The organism is Pseudomonas sp. S3_G06, from assembly GCF_054667565.1.
In genome coordinates this window covers 1,279,851-1,300,099 of the sequence record NZ_CP162738.1, presented here as the reverse complement: position 1 = coordinate 1,300,099, position 20,249 = coordinate 1,279,851, and the positions used below count along the sequence as shown (strand labels likewise).

Below are 20,249 nucleotides of genomic sequence, written 5' to 3'. Positions count from 1 at the left end.
CAAACCAGCGTGGGAGCGAGCCTGCTCGCGAAGGCGGTGCGTCAGTCGACAATTCCATATTTGACCCACCGCTTTCGCGAGCAGGCTCGCTCCCACAGGGTAGGATGTTCACCGTTATGCCCCGAAAGGCCTGAGATCGAACCTCAACGCCGTCAGAATGTCACTCGGGATGCAGTTGTTTTTTTGCCAAGGATCGATATGACCAGCCTCAACCCCCAAGACACGTTCGTCCCCGGACGCCTGCAACAGATGTCCACGCGCGTTGCCTTTTTCATTGCCGGCCTCGGCATCGCCGCGTGGGCGCCGCTGGTGCCGTATGCCAAGGCGCGAGCCGGGCTGGATGAGGGCACGCTGGGGTTATTGCTGTTGTGCCTGGGCGTCGGCTCGATTCTGGCGATGCCGCTGGCGGGGATTCTTGCCACGCGTTTTGGTTGCCGACGTGTGGCCACCGCCGGCACCTTGCTGATCTGCGCGGCACTGCCCTTGCTGGCGACGGTGTCGTCGATCCCGGCGCTGATCGCCACGCTGTTCATGTTCGGCGCCGGTCTCGGCACGGTGGATTCGACGGTGAACTTGCAAGCGGTGATCGTCGAGCGCGCCAGCGGCAAGCACATGATGTCGGGGTTCCACGGCCTGTTTAGCCTCGGCGGCATTGTCGGTGCGGCGGGCGTCAGTGCCCTGCTCGGCCTCGGGCTGACACCGCTGGCGGCGATGCTGGTGGTAGTGGTTTTGCTGATCGGCGCCTTGCTCAAGTGCGTGCCGCACATGTTGCCCTATGGCAGCGAAAGCTCCGGCCCGGCGTTCGCCATTCCCCATGGCATCGTGCTGTTTATCGGCGGCATGTGCTTCATCGTGTTCCTCACCGAAGGCGCGGCGCTGGACTGGAGCGCCGTGTTCCTCGCTCAGGAACGCGGGATCGACACGGCCTACGCGGGCCTGGGTTACGCAGCGTTTGCCCTGACCATGACCGTCGGCCGTCTGCTCGGTGATCGCATCGTGCGCAAGCTGGGTGCCACGCGGATCATTCTGTTCGGCGGGCTGTTGGCGGCGGCGGGGTTGTTTCTCGCCACCTTCGCGCCGAGCTGGCAAGCGGCGCTGCTCGGTTATGCGCTGGTCGGCGCCGGTTGCTCGAACATCGTGCCGGTGCTGTACACGGCGGTGGGCAAGCAGACGGTGATGCCGGAGAGCATCGCGGTACCGGCGATTACCACGCTGGGTTATGCCGGGATTCTCGCCGGGCCGGCGGTGATCGGTTTTGTCGCGCATGCCAGCAGTCTGAGTTTTGCCTTTGGATTGATGGCGGTGTTGCTGGTGGCTGTGGCGATCGGCGGCAAAGTTCTGAAGGTCTAAAGCAAAAGATCGCAGCCTTCGGCAGCTCCTACATGGATTTGCGTTCCCCTGTAGGAGCTGCCGAAGGCTGCGATCTTTTGATCTTGTGCTTTAAAAACCTACGCTGGCCTGCACGAAGAACGTGCGCGGTGCGCCGACATACATCCCCGAGTTGTTGTCGCTGGAGCGGGTGAAGTACTGCTTGTCGAAGACGTTCTTCACCCCGGCACCGAGCTTGAGGTTCGACACCTGCGGACCGAAGTCGTAGCCACCGCGCACGTTCCAGGTCACGTAACCCGGGATGTCGCCGTACTGCCCGTCCGCCGTGCCTTCAGTGATGTAGTTGCCATTGAAGCTGCCATCCGCATTCACACCGGTGCCCGGCGAACGCTGTTTCGATTGGGCGAAGCCATCGATGTTGTACGTCCAGCGGTTGATCTCGTAACGCAATCCGACCGTGGCAACCTGCCGCGAATAGAACGGCAGATCGCGGCCCTTGAAGCCGGGGATCTCGCCTTCATAGGTGGCGCGGGTGTAGGTGAAACCGGCGTTGGCGGTCAGGCCATCGAGGCGCGGATCGAGGGCCGCCATGTCGTAGTGCGCCGAGGCTTCGATGCCCTGGTGCTTGGTCGCGCCGAGGTTGGTCCAGCCAACATCGTTGCTGATGTATTGCAGTTCGTCATCGAAGTCGATGTAGAACAGCGTCACCTCGCCGCCCCAGACATCATCGTTGTAGCGCGTGCCGATCTCGTAGGTCTTGGCCTTTTCCGGCTCCAGACCGTTGGCGGTGCTGTCACCCGAACCGCCCTGGCCGAGCTGGAAATACTGCAGGCTGCCGAATGAGGTTTCGTAATTGGCGAACAGCTTCCAGGCATCGGACAGGTGATACATCACGCTCAGCGCCGGCAGCGGTTCGTTGCTTTCGATGCTGCGGTTTTTCTCCGGGACCGGGCGGCCAGCGGTGTCGAGCACGGCGCGGTCGTGCCAATCGGTGCTGATGTGTTCGAAGCGAATGCCTGGGGTGATGGTCCAGTTGCCGACGTCGATCTTGTTGTCGACATACACCGAATTGGCCTCGGTGCCACCGGTGCGATCCTGGAACACATGGCCGTCGGAAGTCGGCGTGACTACTGGCTGGTTGTTGACCAGCGCCAGACGACTCGACTCTTCGTGCATCGCCTCTTTCAGATAGCGATAACCGACGCTGACTTCCTGGGTGGTCGGGCCGACATCGAACACCCGCGACACGCGCGGTTCGATGCCGAGGGTGTAGTAGGAACGCGGGTACGAGCTGAGGGTGCGCTGATCGCGCGCGGCGATGGTGCTGCCGCGAAAGCTGTCGGTGTAATAGGTGAGAATTTCTGCCTGGGTGCGCTCGTCGATCTGGCGAATCCACTTGAACGACACGTCTTTGCGCCGGCCTGTGAACTGGTCGTAGTCACGCACCGATTCGTACGGTTTGTCGTCGTACTGACGCTGGGTCAGACCGCCGGGCATGTCGGCGCTGGCGTCGTAATAGTGGAAATTGAGACTGAAATCGTCCTGGTCGGTCGGCGCCCAGTGCGTCTTGAGCAGCACGTCGTCGATGTCGTTGCCGTTGTTGCGCTCGCGATAGCCGTGGCCGTTGACGCCGGAGTACAGCAGCGCGACGCCCATGCCGTTGCCGGCGGTGCCACCTATAAATGCGGTGTCGATGTGTTTCCAGCCGCCGTACTGCGTCGTTTCCAGGGTGGTGCCGATTTCGCCGGTGGTTTTCTCCGGGATCGCGCGTGTCACGAAGTTGATCACGCCGCCGACGTTCTGCGGCCCGTAGCGCACGGAACCGGCGCCACGCACGACGTCGATGCTGTCGAGGTTGCCCGAGGAAATCGGCGCCATCGACAGTTGCGGCTGGCCGTACGGAGCAAACGCGGCAGGTACGCCGTCGATCAGCACGGTCGAGCGTGGCGACAGGCGCGAAGTCAGACCGCGTACGCCGACGTTGAGGGAAATATCACTGCCGCCGGTGCCATTGGAGTCCTGCACCTGCACGCCGGGCACGCGCTTGAGCACGTCGCTGACGTTCATCGCGCCCTGCTCGACCATCGCTTCGCGGCGAATCACCGTACGTGCGCCGGGGTGGTTCTGCACCACCGCCGCGTCGGCGTCACCGAGCCAGTCGCCGACCACTTTGATGTCGGTCACGCCGAGCTCCAGCGGGCCGTTGCTGGCTGTGGAGGTGGCGGCTGGGGCGAGCGTCACTGAGCCTTCATTGATCTGATAATCGAGACCGCTGCCCTGCAACAGCTGCCGCAAAGCCTGCTCTGGCGAAAGGTCGCCGTCGACCGCTGGCGCCTGTTTGCCGGCCACCAGTTCGGGGCTGAAAAACACCTGCAGCGAGGTTTGCTGGCCCAGTTCGCTCAAGGCCTGGCCCAGCGGTTGCGCGCGGATATGAATGGCTTCAGCGGCAAACGCGGGCATTGCTGTGGTGACCGCGAGCGCTAAGGCCAGTAGCAACCAAGGGGATTTTTTATTGTGAATTGTGGTGGTGTTCACGTCGTACGGAGTCCTGTGGATCGCAAGAGTGTGCGGCTGTTAATGCAAACCAGTTGCAGTTGAACAGGAAGACGATGAACGGGGAAAAAACCTGAATGCTATCTGGAAATTATTTCCTGACTGCCATCGGCGAGGGTGCGCACCGTCACCGGCAGGATGCTCGGCAAGGCTTTGAGCAAGGCGTCGGTGTCGTCGGATTTGAACACGCTGGTCAGGCGCAGGCTGGCCACGTTCGGCTGGGATACGGTCAGCGGTTTGTCGCGATAGCGCGATACTTCCGCCGCTACTTCGCTGAGGCTGGCGTTGTTGAACACCAGTTTGCCGTTGCGCCATGCGGTCAGTTCCGCCGGGTTGACCGCGTAGGCCGGCAGGACCTTGCCTTGGGCATCGACCGCAGTGCCGAGGCCTGCGGTGAGGTTGATGAATTGGTTGTCCGGGGCAGCACTTCCCTGCACCTTCACCGTGCCCTGCTCCACCGCCACGCGGGTCTGCGTGGCATCGCGGCGCACATCGAAACGCGTACCGGTGACCGTGACCCTGCCGCTGCCGGCTTCGACAATAAACGGACGCGAGGCGTCGTGTTCAACACTGAACATCGCCTCGCCCGCGCTCAATTCGATCAACCGTCGATCCTTCTCATAACGCACCTGCAAGCGGCTGCGACTGTTCAGATCGATCAGCGAACCGTCCGGCAACGCCACATGCTTGCGCTCGCCCGGCGCCGTGGCGAATTCGGCGCGGTAAGCGCCCGGATGATTCAAACCACTGAACAAGCCAAGCCCCAGCGCCACGGCCAGAACACTCGCGGCCACGGCATAACGCAACAACGGCCGGCGTTCGCGGCGGGGAGTTTGCGCAAGCGCCTGAAGACGCGGCGTCGGCAGCAGATCAGCCGCCGCCCACAAACCCTGCAGCAATTGGAATTCTTCGCGGTGCTGCGGATGCTCGTTCAGCCAGGCCTCGAAGCGCTGCTGTTGCTCGACGCTGACATTCGGCTCCTGCAATCGCACGAACCAGGCCGCCGCCTCGTCACGCACCGCCGCTTGCCCACAGGCGCAATCACCCGTCTCCATCATGGAATGTCCTGTCCGGCTGAGAATGAAAAGGTGCGAACGCTCATGACTGCAAGCCATCCAGCCGCTCACGCAGATGGCGCAGGGTGCGGATCATATACTTTTCGACCATGTTCTTGGACAGCCCCAGGCGTTCGGCGATTTCTGCCTGAGTCAGGCCTTCGATCTTCTGCCAGACAAAGATCTTGCGGCAGTTGAGCGGCAGCTCGGTGAGCGCGCGTTCGATGGAATCGGCCAACTGGATCGCGTGCATGTAATGCTCCGGATCGCCCGCCGACGACGCAGTGTCCTCGACTGCCTCCGACTCCAGGGCGCCCCGCCGGTCCTCCCGCCGATAACCATCAACGGCGATATTGCGCGCGGTCTGGTGCAAATACGCACGCGGCTGCTGCACCGCCGCCGAATCCGCCTCGAGCACCCGCACAAAGGTGTCGTGCGCCAGATCCTCGGCCTGCGCGCGATTGCGCAGGCGCCGAGTCCAGGTGCCGATCAACTCTTCGTAATGCTCGAAAAAGCCGGATCTGCGGGAGCGCATGGGGGATGGGCGGCGTGGTGAGAAAGGGGCGTGAATAGTAATGCTTCGTATTAATACAAAGCAATGCACGCTGTGATGGTGTTCTTGATGCGCAAGGTGCAACCACCGACGACGCCGAGCTCCGATGGGCATTGAGCAGGTCCCTGTGGGAGCGAGCCTGCTCGCGAATGCGGTATGTCAGCAACGATGATGGTGACTGACACGTCGCCTTCGCGAGCAGGCTCGCTCCCACAAGGGAATAGCGTGAGTGTTTCAGGCCTGCGGCAGTTTGCGGAAGCCCACCGCCAGGCGATTCCAGCCGTTGATGGTGTTGATCGCAACGGTCAGGTCAACCAGCTCCTTTGGCGAGAATTGCGCAGCGACGACTTCATAGTCTTCGTCCGGCGCGTGGGTCAGGCTCAGTTGTGTCAGCGACTCGGTCCACAGCAGCGCGGCACGTTCACGCTCGCTGAAGAACGGCGCTTCCCGCCATGCCGTCACGGCGAACAGGCGGCGTGGGGTTTCGCCGTCCTTGATGGCGTCGGCGGTGTGCATGTCGATGCAGAATGCGCAACCGTTGATCTGTGAAGAGCGCAGCTTGACCAGTTCGAGCAGGCTCTTTTCCAGCGACAGTTTCGAGACGGCATTTTCCAGCGCCATCATCGCTTTCATGGCATCGGGGGAAGCGGTGTAGAAATCGGCACGAGGTTGCATGGTGGGCTCCGGGGTAGCGATTGAATGTGTGGCTACGTTAGTCCCCGGGGGTGGTTCGGCAAATAGCCAATATTGCAGAAGAACGGTAGGCCACTTGGCGCAGCGACTGACCGCTCGTCACTCGACGGGCACCAAGGTTTCAGTGCGCAAGACCAATATCAGGTAATCCCCTTTATCAGGAGACGTACCATGATGACGCGCAAACTCACTTCGTTATTGTTGGCCGGCCTGCTCGCCACGGCATCCGCCGCCAGCTTCGCGGCCAATGACAGCACCGATGCGACGGGCACCAAGTCCGGCGGCGCCAGCAGCTCGACCATGCCGCCAGACAACACCCCGGGCTCGCCATCGGGCGGCACTGGTTCTGGCGGAACCAATAACGGCACCGGCACCGGTACTGGCTCGGGGATGGGCACCGGCACGGGCACCAATGGCGGCGCCAGTGGCTCGGGTTCCGGCGCGGGTGGCGGCACCGGCTCGGCCGGCGGCGGCACGGGTGGTGCGGGCGGTGGCACCGGCGGCTGAACGAACAAGAGCCATCCCGGATAGTCCTGAGTCCATCACGGACCAATGTGGGAGCGAGCCTGCTCGCGAAAGCGGTGTACCAGTCAACAAATAGGGTGACTGACATGCCCTCTTCGCGAGCAGGCTCGCTCCCACTTTCGATTTACATTGATTGATAAAATCAGCGATCCGACCGCATCAGCTCGGCAAAACCTTCCTCCGGCGCATACACCGCCGCGCGGTTGCGTCCGGCATTTTTCGCCTGATACAACGCCGCGTCCGCGCGCTGGATAAACACCTGCGGGCTGTCGTTGCCGTGTGGAATAAACGCATAACAGCCCAAGCTCACGGTGAGATAACCGGTCGGCGACCCACTGTGGATGATGTGCTTGTCGATCACGCTGCGCCGAATCTGCCCGGCAATCGCCAGCGCGCCGTTGATGTCGGTGTCCGGTAGCAGCACGGCAAATTCTTCGCCGCCGTAACGCACCGCCAGATCCGACTTGCGCTGGCAGCAGGCCTTCACCACTTGCGCCACCTGCGCCAGGCATTGATCGCCGGCGACATGGCCGTAGGCGTCGTTGTAGCGCTTGAAGAAATCGATATCGAGCATGATCAGGCTCACCGGGCTGACCTGGCGCGCGCCCCGGGCAAATTCGATGTCCAGCGAGCGCTCGAACAAGCGCCGATTGGCCAACCCGGTCAGGCTGTCGTGGGTGGCGATCTGCTCCAGCGCCCGTTGCGCCTTGCGCAGGTTTTTCTCGATACGTTCGCCATCGCGCACTTGATGAATGAACACCCAGCCGAACAGGCCAACCCCGAGAATCACCAGCGCGACAATCACGCTGGACTGAAATGCGCGGTCATACCAGCCCTGCAGAATCGTGTCTTGCGACGTCGCGGCAGAGACCACCAGCGGATACGAGGCGAGCTGGCGATAGCCATACAAGCGGGTCACGCCGTCGACCACGGAGTTGAGCATCGCGGTGCCAGCGTTAGCGTTCGGCAACAGGGTTTGATAGATCTCGCCGTGGGCCACCGAGGTATTGATCAACGACTCATCAAAGGGCCGTCGCGCCAGCAAGGTGCCGTCGGTCAGCGCCAGAAACATGATGCCGCTGTCATCGAGGCTGAAGCTTTTGAAGAACTGATCGAAGTACGACATGCGGATGCCCGCCATCAGCACGCCCTGAAAGTTGCCGAGCTGGTCGTTCACGCGTCTGGAAATCGGGATGATCCATTCGCCGTTTTCGCGGCTGCGAATCGCCGGGCCGATGTGCGCAACGGTCGACGCATTCTGCTGATGGAACTTGAAATAGTCGCGATCGGCCACGCCGTTGCCACGAGGCAGATCGGCGAACGAGGTGATGATCCACTGCCCTTCGCGATCGAAGAGAAAGATGCCATGCAGCTGATCCAGTTGCTGCGCGCGGCGGGCAAAGATCCGCTGCAACCGAGGGCGCTGCGCCGCCCCGTAACCATCGTCCTGAATCCAGTCGACCAGGCTGGTCATCACCAGATCCGCCGCCCGCACGGTGTCCTCGGCCTGCTGCGCCATAGCCCGGGTCAGGTTGCCCGAGGCCATTTTCGCCACCGCCAGATCCTGACGCCGCGACTGCTCCAGTTGCAGGTACAGCAGACCGCACAGGCACAGGCTCACCGCAACGATAAACAGCACCGCCGCTTTGCGAAGCGGCAACCGTTTGAGCGTGCCGGGGGCCTGATGCGGATCGTGAATGGGGATTGGCAAAAGCATGTCCTGGGCAGGTACGACAGGGGCGCGAGCCCGAAACCCTTGTATGTGTGAGCGTAGCCCACCGGGATGTACCGGGCAAACGCCCGCCTCCCGCCCAGTTATCGGCGCGTCGCGAGTTTGGATGATCGCTTTTCGTCGATTTATTTACGATTGCTCTTTTACGGTTAATCAGTTGTGCAGGGCCAGGCGTCGCATCGCGCTGGTCAGGTGTGCGCGGGCACTTTGCGCATCGCCTTCACGCATTTGCTCATAGGCGCGCTGCGCAATCGCATGGGGCACCGGTTTCAATTCGCGCTGAGTGGCCATCGCCAGCAGCTGCACCTGCGCAGCGCGTTCCAGGTAATACAGATCGTCCCAGGCTTCGGCAATGGTCGGCGCGGCGACAATCACCCCGTGGTTTTTCAGAAAGAGAATGTCGGCGTCGCCCATGACGCTGGCGATGCGGTCGCCTTCGGATGCGTCCAGCGCGAGACCGTTGTAATCATCGTCCACCGCTGTGCGCCCGTAAAATTTCAGCGCGGTCTGCCCCAGCCACAGCAGCGGCGGGCCTTGCAACAGGCACAACGCGGTGGCGTGCGGCATGTGCGTATGGAACGCGACTTTTACCCGTGGCAGTTGTTTGTGCAGGCGCGCGTGGATATAGAACGCGGTTGCTTCGGGCTCGCCATCGCCATCGACCACATTGCCGGCGAAGTCACAGACCAGCAGATTCTGCGCGGTCACTTCCGAAAAAGCGTAGCCGTACGGATTGACCAGAAACAGATCATCATGCCCCGGCAGCATCGCCGAAAAGTGATTGCAGATGCCCTCCTCCAGACCATGCAATGCGGCCAGTTGAAAGCACGCAGCAAGTTCGTTGCGGGCGGTGATGATCGCCTCGGTTTCCAGGTGCAGCGTTGCGCGTGGTCTGGCTTTGCCAGTGCCGCTCAAGATATGAGCCATGGCAATTCTCCTTAGGTCCAGCCGAGGGATTTGAACAGCGGCAGCACTTGATCGAGGCTGGAGAGGATCGCGTCGGGGCGATAGTCCGGCAACAACTGACGACCCGTGCCGCGATCGATCCACACGCAACGAAAACCCATGTCCCGCGCCGCCGTGTGATCGAGCGTCGGGCTGGCGCAGATGTGCACCACTTCATCCCGGGTCACGCCCAATTGCTCATGAGCGTAGTCGAACAGACGCGGCGCCGGTTTGTAGGCACCGGCCTGTTGCGCGGTGATCACCCGGTCGATATGGCCGCCGAGCTGCGCAACGTTGCCGGCAATGATGTCGTCGTCGGTGTTGGAGACGATGCACAGCTTGAAGCCCAAGGCTTTGAGCTGCGCGAGGGTGTCGACCACTTCGGCAAATGGCGGCATGTTCGGGATGGCTGTCGCCAGGCGTTGACTGTCCTCGGGCTGGCTCGGCAAGCCCAACTCTGCCAGCGCCAGGTGCAGGCCGAGGGTGCTCAGTTCCCGAAAGGAACGGTGCGGCGGAGTTTGTTCCAGACGATGCTCGTGACGGTCGTAGACTTCGATCAACTTAGGGGCGTCGACTGCGTGCTCGCCCTTGTCACTGAGTATTTTCTCGACCACGGCTTTCAGTCCTTCATCCCACTGAATCAGCGTGCCGTAGCAATCGAAGGTCAGCCATTGCGGGCGCGGCGTGTTGTTCAAGGTCATCGGTCGATTCCTCCAAAGTGAGGACTTCAGCATATGAGCGTGCGGTGATAGTGTGAAATTAAATAAACAATCGATCGTCATTCGCAAATCCACTATCTGGAACGCCGCCATGCTGGATCTGGAACTGCTGAAAACCTTTGTCTGCGTGGTCGACGAAGGCAGCTTTACCCGCGCTGCCGAACGTGTGCACCGCACGCAATCGACGGTCAGCCAGCAGGTGCGCAAACTCGAGGATCTGATCGGCCACCCGCTACTCCTTCGCGACCGCAGCGGAGTGAACGTCGCGGTCACCGAACACGGCGAACTGCTGATCCACTACGCGCGCCGATTACTGGCACTGTCCGCAGAAGCCACGCAAGCGCTGGCCAGTGACGTCGACCTGGAAGTGCTGCGCATCGGCATGCCGGAAGACTTCGACGCCCGGCGCATGGCACTGATCCTCGCCGGTTTCACCCGCAACCATCCGCAGGCGCGCCTGGAAACCATCAGTGGCATGAGCCTCGACCTGCGCCAACGCCTCGACGCCGGCGACATCGACATTGCCCTGATCAAACGCGAACCCGACAGCGGCCCGGCATGGGCCACCTGGCCGGAACGGCTGGTGTGGGTCAAAGGCGCTGAGGTCAACACCTGCGACGGTGTGCTGCCGCTGGCGCTGTTTCCGCAGGGCTGCCTGTACCGACAACGGGCGATTCGCTTGCTCGATGTGGCGCAGCGACCATGGAGAGTGGCGTTCGGCAGCCATAGCCTGACCGGGATTCAAGCGGCGGTAGCGTCCGGGTTGGGGATTTCGGTGCTGCCGGTGTCAGCGGTCTTGCCAGAGCATGAGGTGTGTACGGATATGCATGAGTTGGCGCCGACGGAACTGGCGCTGGTTAGTCGTGAGGGGGTTTTGAGCGGGCTGCAGCGAAGGTTGGTGGAGTTTTTGCGTGGGGAGTTGGGGGTGGATGCGGGGGGATTTGCGTGAATCCCCCCCGGAGGGTTATTGGGGTTTGTTGATTTCGCGGAGCAGGTCGGCGGCGGGGATGTTCATGGTGTTTGAGTAGTAGGGTTTGTAGCCGAAGGCGGTGATGACGACTTTGCAGGGTATGTTTTTTTTGCGGGATAGCAGGTCGTTGAGTTCCGGTACTGAAAGATTGTCCTGCGTGCTGCCGTTATCTTGGGTTTGGCTTAAAAAGGCACTTGTTACATAGTTGAATCTGCCCCGTGCTTTGTTCGACGCATCTTCGTCGATTAAACCGTATGCGGAATACCTGAACCGGTTAGTAATCGAAAAATCCTTGTCTTCACCCAGTGCGCACTTCAGCATTGTCGAAGCGGCACCTACCCTTTTGCCCCTGTTGAATAAATCCAATAGATCTACGTCAGAGCCATAATAAAAAGCGTAAAGGGAGCTATTGCCCTCCCTTTCTAAAGTATGAAAGTTCAGGTTTGCGGGAGGAACACTGTGATCCTTGGCGCAAGAGGTACAGAAAATGAGCATGAGCCCAACCGACAACTTCTTCATTCAACAGGTTTCCTTGTTGATTGCATCGTACATAAGGTCACTCACTGACCGTCCTTGGGCGATGGGCGACAAGAACATCGCTGAAGCATTAGCGTGGTTCGTATTCATATTCACATTGATATCTGGCCCGCTATTGATCTGCCATTTTTCTCCGAAATCAGCTACTGAGTCGGATTGATCAGGCCTCGATGGCACAGCCTTTATGTTGATCCAGTAATTAGCTACCGGCGTTGGCTTGTCTCCATAAATGTCGGACCCTAGCCAGACCAGCGTGCCTTCCCCCACTGGGTCGAGCGTTACCAGCATCTTGATTTCGTAGCCCCACCCGGACATGACACTGGACAGATGCGCACCATTCCAGCCGCCCAGACTGTGACCGACGATGAAGATGGGGCAGGATTTATAGGGAATCAAACTAAGCACATTTTTCTGAATGTCCTTCTTCCCTCGCACTTCGTTATAACCAAGCCACTTGGACTTATACTTCCCCGCCTTCTCCAACGCGTCATTTCGCTTATCGAAAACGGTTTTAGCATCGCTGACGTTTTCGAAAGGCCCTGAAAAGTAATAACTCTCCTTATCCCCAGCCCCGCCAATAAAAAGCACGATCGCCTTGGTACTTTCCACCGGCACAGGCTTGGCACTGACATCCTTCTTGTCGGTCAGCGTATGCTCCTTGTGCAGCTTGTAAGTGTTGCCCTTCGCGCACGTTACCGTCTCAGCCGTCATTGCCTCACTCCTCCAGAAACAGCTTGATGGTTTCAGGCAGGTGCGAACTGACTTCATGGGTAAATCCGTCGGCATCAGACACGCCATGCTCCATGCGCCCGTCGGCGCGCTGGATCATGTAGGGATGGTTGGGCATCGGTTCACCGGTCACATCGTTGACCAGTTTCAGCTTGTCGGTGAAGTGCACCGGCATCGGCAGCAGACCACTGAAAGGCGCCGCGACTACGGTGTCGCCAATGATCACCGTGCCTGAACCGCCGATGACGACATTACCGTGGCCACCGGTGCTGTCCAGCGTCGCCGCGTTCAGGCCATTGATGAACACGGTGCCAGATACAGCGCCGCTGATCGCGCTGCCGCAAGCGGACTTGTCAGTGATGCGCGCAGCCGCCAGTCCGTCGAAACTCACGTTCGGCGAGCCGCTGACGATCGGGTTGGTGCCATGTCCCGGCAACGGGCAGGCGGTGGGGTCGGTGACGCGGGCAGCGGGTTTTCCGCTCATGAACAGCTCCTTGCAATGTGTCGTGCAGATCCTTTGAGGCGCGCAGCATGCGCGAATTTGCCAAACGCTACAAATCGTCAGGCGAAAAAAAGGCGCTCGTGCGAGCGCCTCTTTTCATAGGCTGTTACTGATGCTCACCGTACCGGCGGCACCCGAATATCCCCCGCACGACACTGCGTCTTCACCCCTTTGCCACACGCGCCGAACTGCAAATCCCTGTCCATGCACACCCGCACTTCCGACAGCTGCGGGCCGCTGCAAACCACCGCAATTCCGTCTTCGGGAATACCCGGATTGGCCTTGCGAAACAGATCGACAATCTCCTGCGCTTCGAAGTAGTACGACGTCGAGCCGAACGGCTGTAACGCCTGCGGAATCTTCACCGCGCCGAGGGCCTGATCGGACTTGTCCAGATAGCCCTCCGCGCCAAGACCGCTGCAGGTACCGTGCTTGGACCATTCGTGATCAAGAAGTTTTTTCGTCGGGTACATCGTCAGGCCCTTGCTGGTTTCTGCCGCCGATAGCCTGGTCAGCGGCGGGCAGGATTCTGGCCAGCCGCCCTTGGCGTATTGCGGCCACAAACCGTGCAGGACAAAACCATAACCCTTGCCGGTGCACTGCGCGTCGTCCTTGTGCGACAGACAAAAAGTCGGCGACCAGGACAGCGCCAGCAGGTAGTAGTCGAACACCCCCGCCACCGATTCCGCCTGCGCTTTGTTCGACTCCGGCTGACGCGCCGAACTCATGCCGATGCTACCGGCCGTCAGCGCGATCAGCGCTAGAATTGTAAACAGCTTTTTCATTAACCCGTTCCTTGGGACGCCTGCGTCCGTGGTTTTCGTTGTTGGCCAGACCTGGCCAGTGCTGATTTCGACACGCTTGTATTGCAAGCGCATGACGCAAGGCAAGGCCCTGCGTCGTGCAAAGGTCTACGCTGAACAGGCAGACATCCAACAAGGGAACCGACATGAGTAAAGCAGACGAACTCGCCGCCAGACTCAAGCAGACACGGCATACCCAGGCTGATGCGGCGCTGGAAATCGATTGCTGGCCTGCTCAGGTGTACGACTTGTACCACCGCATTGAGGGCTGGCTGCAGCCAGTCACCGAAGTAGGACTGAAGATTCGGCGCAATCCTACGCACGTTTGCGAAAGTTCGCCGGACGGCGAAAGCCACGACTACGCCATCGACCAGTTGGTGATCGAAGCGAACAATCACAGTCTGATTTTCGATCCGATTGCGCGGTTCACCGAGGACGGTTGCGGACGTGTCGAGATCAAGGTGCCGGGGCGCGATCAGTCGTTGCTGCGCACGGTTGACGAGCATGGCGAAAGCCATTGGTGGTTGCAGACTATCGAGACCGGCCAGGAGCTGGATGCGATCGCGCTGACGGAAAACAATCTGCTGCAGGTGGTGCAGCAAGGGTTGAGCCTGTAAGCCGCCCAGGTTAACTGACAAAACTGTAATGTTTGCCTCAGCCAACTGAAAGCCGGGGCTGGCTAGTCTCTCTGTCATGAGCCAGACGGGGATTTCCAGCGCATGCCTTCCATTCTCACAAGACGCACTTTTGTCAAAGGCCTGGCCGCCGGTAGCTTGCTCGGTGGCCTCGGGCTCTGGCGGACACCGGTCTGGGCGCTGAACGGCGCCGCGCCCGTCAACGAACTGAGCGGCAACGAATTCGAGTTGTTCATCGGCGAAACTCCGGTCAATTTCACGGGTTCGGCACGCACAGCGATGACCATCAATGGCAGCCTGCCCGGCCCGCTTTTGCGCTGGCGCGAAGGCGATACCGTGACGCTGCGGGTGCGTAACCGGCTCACCGCCGACACCTCGATTCACTGGCACGGCATTCTGCTGCCGGCGAACATGGACGGCGTACCGGGTCTGAGTTTCCATGGCATCGAACCGGGGGGCGTGTACGTTTACCAGTTCAAGGTTCGGCAACACGGCACCTACTGGTATCACAGCCATTCCGGCTTACAGGAGCAGGCCGGCGTCTATGGGCCGCTGGTCATTGAGGCCAAAGAGCCGGAGCCGTTCCAGTACGATCGCGACTACGTGGTGATGCTCAGCGACTGGACCGACGAAGACCCGGCCAGCCTGATGAAGACCCTGAAAAAGCAGTCCGACTACTACAACTTTCACAAACGCACCGTTGGCGACTTTATCAACGACGTCAGTGAAAAAGGCTGGGGCGCCACAGTTGCCGATCGCACGATGTGGGCGCAAATGAACATGAACCCCACCGACATCGCCGACGTCAGTGGCGCCACGTATACCTTTTTGCTCAACGGCCAGGCGCCCGATGACAACTTCACCTGGCTGTTCCGTCCCGGCGAAAAACTGCGCCTGCGCCTGATCAACGGCTCGGCCATGACCTATTTCGATGTGCGTATTCCGGGATTGAAAATGACTGTGGTGGCTGCCGATGGCCTGCACGTCAAACCGGTCAGCGTCGATGAACTGCGCATTGCCGTGGCCGAGACCTATGACGTGATCGTCGAACCTGAAACCGAGGCCTATACCCTTTTCGCCCAGGCAATGGATCGCACCGGCTACGCCCGTGGCACTCTCGCCACACGCGCCGGCATGTCGGCAGCAGTGCCGGCGCTGGATCCGCGTCCATTGGTGAGCATGGACGACATGGGCATGGGCGGCATGGACCACGGCAGCATGGACATGAGTGCCATGGATCACTCCGCCCTGGGCCCGATGCAAGCCCATCCCGACAGTGAAAACAACAATCCGCTGGTGGACATGCAGGCCATGATCACCGCGCCAAAGCTCGACGACCCAGGCCTCGGCCTGCGCAACAACGGCCGCCGAGTGCTGACCTACGCCGACCTGCGCAGCACCTTCGAGGACCCGGACGGCCGCGATCCGGGCCGCACGATAGAACTGCACCTGACCGGCCACATGGAGAAATTCGCCTGGTCGTTCAACGGCATCAAATTCTCCGATGCCGAGCCTCTACGTCTGAAATACGGCGAGCGCATCCGCCTGGTGCTGGTAAACGACACCATGATGACCCACCCGATCCACCTTCACGGGATGTGGAGCGATCTGGAGGACGAAAACGGCAACTTTCAGGTGCGCAAACACACCATCGACATGCCGCCCGGCAGCCGCCGCAGCTATCGCGTCACCGCCGACGCCCTCGGCCGCTGGGCCTATCACTGTCATCTGCTTTATCACATGGAAACGGGCATGTTCCGCGAAGTGCGGGTGGAAGAATGAAGAGGCCGATCATGACTCGACTCAGCGTGTTTTCGCTGCTGCTCGCCGGCACCTCATCCATGGCCGCCGACGCCATGCACGGCATGGACCACAGCCAGATGCCCGGGATGGATCATTCGGCAATGCAAAGCATGGACGACGGCATGATGCAGCCCGCCGCGCCCAGCGAAAGCCGCACGCCGATTCCGCCCGTGACCGACGCCGACCGCGCTGCGGTGTTCACCAGCCCCGGCGGTCATCAGGTGCATGACAGCGTTATAAACAGCTACTTTCTTGCCGACAAACTCGAATGGCAGAACGCCGATGACGGCAGCGCTTTGTCCTGGGATCTGTCCGGCTGGATCGGCGGGGATACCGATCGGCTGTGGCTGCGCTCTGAAGGCGAGCGCAACAACGGCAAGACTGAAGACGCGGAAATTCAAGCGCTATGGGGCCACGCGATTTCACCATGGTGGGACGTGGTCAGCGGCGTGCGTCAGGACTTCAAACCCGGCGCACCGCAAACCTGGGCCGCGTTCGGCGTGCAAGGCATGGCGCTGTACAACTTCGAGGCCGAAGCCACGGCTTTCATTGGCGAGGGCGGCCAGAGTGCGGTACGCCTGGAGGGCGACTACGACATCCTGCTGACCAACCGACTGATCCTGCAGCCGACCGCAGAACTCAACATCTACGGCAAAAACGATCCGCAGCGAGGCATCGGCTCAGGGTTGTCCAATACCGAGGCAGGCCTGCGGTTGCGCTATGAAATCCGCCGCGAATTCGCGCCTTATATCGGCGTGACGTGGAATCGCACTTACGGCAATACCGCTGACTATGCCCGCGAAGAAGACGAGGACCGCAGTGAGGCGCGCCTCGTCCTCGGCGTCAGGCTGTGGTTCTGAATTTTTCTACAAAAACAAACCGGAGACCTTGCATGCGCACATTGACCCTGCCCCTGATATTCGCCAGCGGATTGCTCCTGAGCACCCTCGCCCAGGCCCATCCGAAACTGCTTTCGTCAACGCCGGCCGAAGGCGCGGAAGGTGCCGCGCCGAACAGGATCGAGCTGCACTTTTCCGAGAACCTGGTCACGCAGTTCTCCGGGGCCAAACTGGTAATGACCGAAATGGGTGGCATGGCTCACTCGCCGATGCCGATGAAAGCCAAGGTCAGCGCCAGCAGCGATCCGAAAACCATGCTGATCACCCCGCTCGCCCCGCTGCCTGCCGGCACCTATCAGGTGCAGTGGCGCGCGGTGTCCGCCGACACGCACCCGATCACCGGTAACGTCACGTTCAAAGTGAAGTGAACAATGGCGGACCTGCTCAATATCATCCTGCGGTTCGCCTTGTACGTGGATTTGCTGCTGTTGTTCGGCCTGGCGTTGTTTGGCTTGTACAGCTTCAACGCGCTGCTGCGGTTCCGTCCGTTGTTGCGGGGCATGGCGGTGACAGGGGCATTGCTGTCAGTGGCCGGGCTGGTGCTGATGACCCGCGCCATGAGTGGCGAAACCCAGCTCGCGGCGTTGTGGCCGCACCTGCAGATGATGCTGCTGGAAACGGACGTTGGCCTGGCGTGGGCGCTGCGGATGACAGCGCTGGCCATCGTAGTGATCCGGCCGAGTCTGTGGCCAGCGTCGTTGGCAGGCGCCATTGCCCTCGCTTCGCTGGCATGGAGCGGGCACGGAGCGATGGACGAAGGATGGCTGCGGTTCTGGCACTTTCTCAGCGACATCTTGCACTTGCTTGCGGCGGGAGCGTGGTTGGGTGCCTTGCTGGCGCTGGTGTTGATGGCGAGCGGGCGGATCGGTGACACACGCTTTCGCCTGCTCGCCGATGCAGTGAAACGCTTCGAATGGGTGGGCGCATTGATCGTGCTGACGGTGTCGGTCACCGGCGTGATGAATTATCTCTTCATCGTCGGCCCAAGGCTCGACGGAGTGCTGTTCGGGACCTACGGGCAGTTGCTTACGATCAAGGTGCTGGCGTTTGCCGTGATGCTGGTGCTGGCTGCGTTGAACCGCTTTCATCTTGGACCGTCACTGCAACAATCGCTGCGCGACGGCCAGCACCTCATCGCCGCGAACGCGCTGCGGCGCAGTGTAGTGATGGAGCTGGCCCTTGCCCTGTTGATCGTGGCGCTGGTGGCGTGGCTGGGCACATTGAGTCCGGACCCGGGATGACACCCGTGGAAGGCTTTCACTACACTGGGCCACCTTCCCTTTCAGAAGCCCGATCTCAATGACAACACTAAAAAGCACGATGATCCTCGGCGGCCTGCTGACCCTGGCGACTGGCGCTCACGCTGACCCCGCCACGTCCCACCTCGACAGCATTCAGCAACAAGGCCAGTTGCGCGTCTGCACCACCGGCGACTACAAGCCCTACACCTTCAAGCGCAGCGACGGCGACTTCGAAGGCATCGACATCAGCATGGCCCGCTCCCTGGCCGACAGCCTCGGCGTCAAGGTGCAATGGGTGCAGACCACCTGGAAAACCCTGATGCCCGACATGCAGGCCGGCAAGTGCGACATCGGCATGGGCGGCATCTCGGTCACACTGGAACGGCAGAAAAAGGCCTACTTCAGCAACACCCTCGACACCGACGGCAAGATCCCGCTGGTGCGCTGCGCCGACCAGTCCAAATACCAGACCATCGACCAGATCAACCAGCCCAACGTGCGCCTGGTGGAACCTGCCGGCGGCACCAACGAAGCCTTCGTCCACGCCTTCCTGCCCAGAGCGCAACTGGCCCTGCACGACAACGTGACGATCTTCCAGCAACTGCTCGACAACAAAGCCGACGTGATGATCACCGACGCCTCGGAAGCGCTGTATCAGCAGAAACTCAAACCCGGTTTGTGCGCGGTGAATCCGCATCAGTACATGCAATACGGCGAGAAGGCGTACTTGCTGCCGCGCGACGACATCAGCTGGAAACTGTATGTCGATCAGTGGCTGCATTTGAGCAAGGTCAGTGGCAAGTATCAGCAGACGTTGAGTGAGTGGATTGCGGTGCCGCAGTAAGCCACGGAACCCGGCCGACGCGCGCATTGAGGGAACGGTTCGCTCAATGCACGCGGTGTCGGGAATCTGAGCATGCTCAAACTGAATGCATTCCTGGCCGGCCTGCTGTTCGGCGTCGGTTGGGGGATAGCCGGCATCTGCCCCGGCCCGGCAGTGACCATCCTGTTGACGGGCCACTGGCAGGCAATCGTTTTCGTATTGGCGATGATCGCAGGCATGGGGCTATTTACGCTGCAGGAAACCCGACGCAACCCGTGACCGCAGAACAACCGGCATTCAGGCGCATGGCACCGACGGCAGCCAGTGTTCGTGGTGATCAATGTTTTGCACAAGAGCGCGGATTGGATGATCTCCCCTGCCACGCACTCGTCGAGATCTGCGCCAACGATTTGAACGAGGGCCTGGCGAACCAGTAGCCCTGCATAAGATAAATGCCGCAATCGGCGAGAAAGTCTCTTTCCTCGGCATCTTCTATGCCCTCGGCGATCACTTCCACGCCCAACTCTCTACACATGTTCACCACGTTGCGCACGATGGTCTGGCGTACGCGGTCACGGTGAATATTGCGGATCAGCGCCATATCCAGCTTGATCAGGTCCGGTTGAAAATCCGCCAACAAGTTAAGGCCGGAATAGCCTGCGCCAAAGTCGTCGATCGCCGTCTTGAAACCAAACTCACGATACTCACGCAAGATATTCATCAAGTGTTTGTTGCTTTCGACGTGCTCGCCTTCCACAGCCTCGAAGATCAGCCGCTCCAGCGGAAAGCCGTATGTGCGCGCCGCTTCCAATGTGCTGCGGATACACATTTCCGGACGGTAAACGGCGTTCGGCAGAAAGTTGATCGACAGGTACTGCGTCATGCCCAAGTCAGCCGCCGTGGAAATCGCCCGCACACGACACAGTTGATCGAATCGATAACGGTTCTGATCGTCCACCTGCTCCAGGACAGACAAGGCGCCTTCACCGTTTACGCCGCGAACCAACGCTTCATGGGCAAACGTCGTTTGATCGCGCAGATCCACAATGGGCTGGAAAGCGAAGGCGAAATCCATCTCTGGCACGCCTTTGTTCCTACAGCCCTGGCAGCCACCGGGAGACGCGAATGATTTTGGAAAGTCGGTCATGACACCCCTGATAACGGGTTGTAACCTTCCATGGTGATAAATGATCAGTTGCAGGA

Annotated in this window: 21 protein-coding genes and 1 pseudogene; 10 read left to right on the top strand and 12 right to left on the bottom strand. The window is 60.5% G+C overall.

The genetic code is table 11. The annotated features are described in order from the left end of the window. Positions 1-198: 198 nt before the first annotated feature. The gene (locus tag AB4N47_RS05915; RefSeq protein ID WP_341637087.1) at positions 199-1,350 is read left to right on the top strand and encodes an MFS transporter; all 1,152 of its coding nucleotides are present in this window, start codon (positions 199-201) and stop codon (positions 1,348-1,350) included. 90 nt (positions 1,351-1,440) lie between these two features. Here AB4N47_RS05915 and AB4N47_RS05910 read toward each other — a convergent pair whose 3' ends face one another. The 4 genes from AB4N47_RS05910 to AB4N47_RS05895 all read right to left on the bottom strand — a co-directional run bounded on the left by AB4N47_RS05910 (position 1,441) and on the right by AB4N47_RS05895 (position 6,165). After that, a complete protein-coding gene (locus tag AB4N47_RS05910; RefSeq protein ID WP_341637086.1) occupies positions 1,441-3,864 on the bottom strand; it encodes a TonB-dependent siderophore receptor in 2,424 nt (807 codons plus the stop codon). Between the two features lie 98 nt (positions 3,865-3,962). Further along, positions 3,963-4,940, bottom strand: a complete 978-nt coding sequence (locus AB4N47_RS05905; protein ID WP_341637085.1) for a FecR family protein — start codon at positions 4,938-4,940, stop codon at positions 3,963-3,965. A gap of 40 nt (positions 4,941-4,980) precedes the next feature. After that, the gene (locus tag AB4N47_RS05900; RefSeq protein ID WP_130926840.1) at positions 4,981-5,472 is read right to left on the bottom strand and encodes a sigma-70 family RNA polymerase sigma factor; all 492 of its coding nucleotides are present in this window, start codon (positions 5,470-5,472) and stop codon (positions 4,981-4,983) included. 252 nt (positions 5,473-5,724) lie between these two features. After that, positions 5,725-6,165: a carboxymuconolactone decarboxylase family protein gene (locus AB4N47_RS05895; RefSeq protein ID WP_016775423.1), complete on the bottom strand. Its 441-nt coding sequence runs from the start codon at positions 6,163-6,165 to the stop codon at positions 5,725-5,727. A gap of 189 nt (positions 6,166-6,354) precedes the next feature. Here AB4N47_RS05895 and AB4N47_RS05890 point away from each other — a divergent pair, with 189 nt between their 5' ends. Beyond that, positions 6,355-6,690, top strand: a complete 336-nt coding sequence (locus AB4N47_RS05890) for a hypothetical protein (RefSeq protein ID WP_212616753.1) — start codon at positions 6,355-6,357, stop codon at positions 6,688-6,690. Between the two features lie 160 nt (positions 6,691-6,850). Here AB4N47_RS05890 and AB4N47_RS05885 read toward each other — a convergent pair whose 3' ends face one another. The 3 genes from AB4N47_RS05885 to AB4N47_RS05875 all read right to left on the bottom strand — a co-directional run bounded on the left by AB4N47_RS05885 (position 6,851) and on the right by AB4N47_RS05875 (position 10,086). Next, entirely contained in the window at positions 6,851-8,419 is a 1,569-nt protein-coding gene (locus AB4N47_RS05885) for a sensor domain-containing diguanylate cyclase (RefSeq protein ID WP_341637084.1), read from the bottom strand. 174 nt (positions 8,420-8,593) lie between these two features. Beyond that, complete coding sequence (locus AB4N47_RS05880) at positions 8,594-9,367, bottom strand: aldolase (RefSeq protein WP_341637083.1); 774 nt, start codon at positions 9,365-9,367, stop codon at positions 8,594-8,596. A gap of 11 nt (positions 9,368-9,378) precedes the next feature. Continuing rightward, positions 9,379-10,086, bottom strand: coding sequence for a haloacid dehalogenase type II (locus AB4N47_RS05875; RefSeq protein ID WP_341637082.1), 708 nt, complete (start codon positions 10,084-10,086; stop codon positions 9,379-9,381). Between the two features lie 109 nt (positions 10,087-10,195). On the opposite strand from AB4N47_RS05875, the gene AB4N47_RS05870 reads away from it, so the two are divergent. Beyond that, positions 10,196-11,053 carry a LysR substrate-binding domain-containing protein gene (locus AB4N47_RS05870; RefSeq protein WP_460154570.1) on the top strand — a complete coding sequence of 286 codons (858 nt, stop codon included), beginning with the start codon at positions 10,196-10,198 and terminating at the stop codon, positions 11,051-11,053. A gap of 15 nt (positions 11,054-11,068) precedes the next feature. Here the strand turns inward: AB4N47_RS05870 and AB4N47_RS05865 are convergent, their stop codons facing one another. The 4 genes from AB4N47_RS05865 to AB4N47_RS05850 form a co-directional block, all read right to left on the bottom strand. Then, positions 11,069-11,593 carry a hypothetical protein gene (locus AB4N47_RS05865; RefSeq protein WP_341637081.1) on the bottom strand — a complete coding sequence of 175 codons (525 nt, stop codon included), beginning with the start codon at positions 11,591-11,593 and terminating at the stop codon, positions 11,069-11,071. Then, complete coding sequence (locus AB4N47_RS05860) at positions 11,594-12,322, bottom strand: alpha/beta hydrolase (protein WP_133340438.1); 729 nt, start codon at positions 12,320-12,322, stop codon at positions 11,594-11,596. Between the two features lie 4 nt (positions 12,323-12,326). Next, positions 12,327-12,854 (bottom strand): PAAR domain-containing protein, encoded by a 528-nt coding sequence (locus tag AB4N47_RS05855; RefSeq protein WP_341637531.1) that lies wholly within the window; start codon positions 12,852-12,854, stop codon positions 12,327-12,329. A 104-nt stretch (positions 12,855-12,958) separates the two neighbouring features. Next, on the bottom strand, positions 12,959-13,627 hold the full coding sequence (locus AB4N47_RS05850) for a ribonuclease T2 family protein (RefSeq protein ID WP_130926845.1): 669 nt from the start codon (positions 13,625-13,627) through the stop codon (positions 12,959-12,961). 164 nt (positions 13,628-13,791) lie between these two features. Between AB4N47_RS05850 and AB4N47_RS05845 the strand changes: the two genes are divergently transcribed. The 7 genes and pseudogenes from AB4N47_RS05845 to AB4N47_RS05815 form a co-directional block, all read left to right on the top strand. Further along, positions 13,792-14,262 (top strand): hypothetical protein, encoded by a 471-nt coding sequence (locus AB4N47_RS05845; RefSeq protein WP_122752110.1) that lies wholly within the window; start codon positions 13,792-13,794, stop codon positions 14,260-14,262. Between the two features lie 102 nt (positions 14,263-14,364). Then, entirely contained in the window at positions 14,365-16,062 is a 1,698-nt protein-coding gene (locus AB4N47_RS05840) for a copper resistance system multicopper oxidase (RefSeq protein ID WP_341637079.1), read from the top strand. A gap of 11 nt (positions 16,063-16,073) precedes the next feature. Further along, the gene (locus AB4N47_RS05835) at positions 16,074-16,943 is read left to right on the top strand and encodes a copper resistance protein B (protein ID WP_460154432.1); all 870 of its coding nucleotides are present in this window, start codon (positions 16,074-16,076) and stop codon (positions 16,941-16,943) included. 32 nt (positions 16,944-16,975) lie between these two features. Beyond that, positions 16,976-17,350 (top strand): copper homeostasis periplasmic binding protein CopC, encoded by a 375-nt coding sequence (gene copC / locus AB4N47_RS05830; RefSeq protein WP_137214691.1) that lies wholly within the window; start codon positions 16,976-16,978, stop codon positions 17,348-17,350. 3 nt (positions 17,351-17,353) lie between these two features. Continuing rightward, entirely contained in the window at positions 17,354-18,223 is an 870-nt protein-coding gene (gene copD, locus AB4N47_RS05825) for a copper homeostasis membrane protein CopD (protein ID WP_016775437.1), read from the top strand. A gap of 58 nt (positions 18,224-18,281) precedes the next feature. Further along, a complete protein-coding gene (locus AB4N47_RS05820) occupies positions 18,282-19,067 on the top strand; it encodes a transporter substrate-binding domain-containing protein (protein WP_341637077.1) in 786 nt (261 codons plus the stop codon). Positions 19,068-19,166: 99 nt separating this feature from the next. Continuing rightward, a pseudogene (locus AB4N47_RS05815) lies at positions 19,167-19,325 on the top strand (DUF6691 family protein); the annotation flags it as partial. Positions 19,326-19,383: 58 nt separating this feature from the next. On the opposite strand, the gene rimA reads toward AB4N47_RS05815, so the two are convergent. After that, a complete protein-coding gene (rimA, locus tag AB4N47_RS05810; RefSeq protein WP_150741235.1) occupies positions 19,384-20,193 on the bottom strand; it encodes a S6 modification regulatory phosphodiesterase RimA in 810 nt (269 codons plus the stop codon). Positions 20,194-20,249 lie beyond the last annotated feature (56 nt).

Bases quoted from the DNA above. Each gene is read 5' to 3' on its own strand.
- AB4N47_RS05915 (WP_341637087.1), top strand. From the start codon at position 199: ATGACCAGCCTCAACCCCCAAGACACGTTCGTCCCCGGACGCCTGCAA.
- AB4N47_RS05905 (WP_341637085.1), bottom strand. From the start codon at position 4,940: ATGATGGAGACGGGTGATTGCGCCTGTGGGCAAGCGGCGGTGCGTGAC.
- AB4N47_RS05900 (WP_130926840.1), bottom strand. From the start codon at position 5,472: ATGCGCTCCCGCAGATCCGGCTTTTTCGAGCATTACGAAGAGTTGATC.
- AB4N47_RS05895 (WP_016775423.1), bottom strand. From the start codon at position 6,165: ATGCAACCTCGTGCCGATTTCTACACCGCTTCCCCCGATGCCATGAAA.
- AB4N47_RS05890 (WP_212616753.1), top strand. From the start codon at position 6,355: ATGATGACGCGCAAACTCACTTCGTTATTGTTGGCCGGCCTGCTCGCC.
- AB4N47_RS05880 (WP_341637083.1), bottom strand. From the start codon at position 9,367: ATGGCTCATATCTTGAGCGGCACTGGCAAAGCCAGACCACGCGCAACG.
- AB4N47_RS05875 (WP_341637082.1), bottom strand. From the start codon at position 10,086: ATGACCTTGAACAACACGCCGCGCCCGCAATGGCTGACCTTCGATTGC.
- AB4N47_RS05870 (WP_460154570.1), top strand. From the start codon at position 10,196: ATGCTGGATCTGGAACTGCTGAAAACCTTTGTCTGCGTGGTCGACGAA.
- AB4N47_RS05865 (WP_341637081.1), bottom strand. From the start codon at position 11,593: ATGAAGAAGTTGTCGGTTGGGCTCATGCTCATTTTCTGTACCTCTTGC.
- AB4N47_RS05860 (WP_133340438.1), bottom strand. From the start codon at position 12,322: ATGACGGCTGAGACGGTAACGTGCGCGAAGGGCAACACTTACAAGCTG.
- AB4N47_RS05850 (WP_130926845.1), bottom strand. From the start codon at position 13,627: ATGAAAAAGCTGTTTACAATTCTAGCGCTGATCGCGCTGACGGCCGGT.
- AB4N47_RS05845 (WP_122752110.1), top strand. From the start codon at position 13,792: ATGAGTAAAGCAGACGAACTCGCCGCCAGACTCAAGCAGACACGGCAT.
- AB4N47_RS05840 (WP_341637079.1), top strand. From the start codon at position 14,365: ATGCCTTCCATTCTCACAAGACGCACTTTTGTCAAAGGCCTGGCCGCC.
- AB4N47_RS05835 (WP_460154432.1), top strand. From the start codon at position 16,074: ATGACTCGACTCAGCGTGTTTTCGCTGCTGCTCGCCGGCACCTCATCC.
- copC (WP_137214691.1), top strand. From the start codon at position 16,976: ATGCGCACATTGACCCTGCCCCTGATATTCGCCAGCGGATTGCTCCTG.
- copD (WP_016775437.1), top strand. From the start codon at position 17,354: ATGGCGGACCTGCTCAATATCATCCTGCGGTTCGCCTTGTACGTGGAT.
- AB4N47_RS05820 (WP_341637077.1), top strand. From the start codon at position 18,282: ATGACAACACTAAAAAGCACGATGATCCTCGGCGGCCTGCTGACCCTG.
- rimA (WP_150741235.1), bottom strand. From the start codon at position 20,193: ATGACCGACTTTCCAAAATCATTCGCGTCTCCCGGTGGCTGCCAGGGC.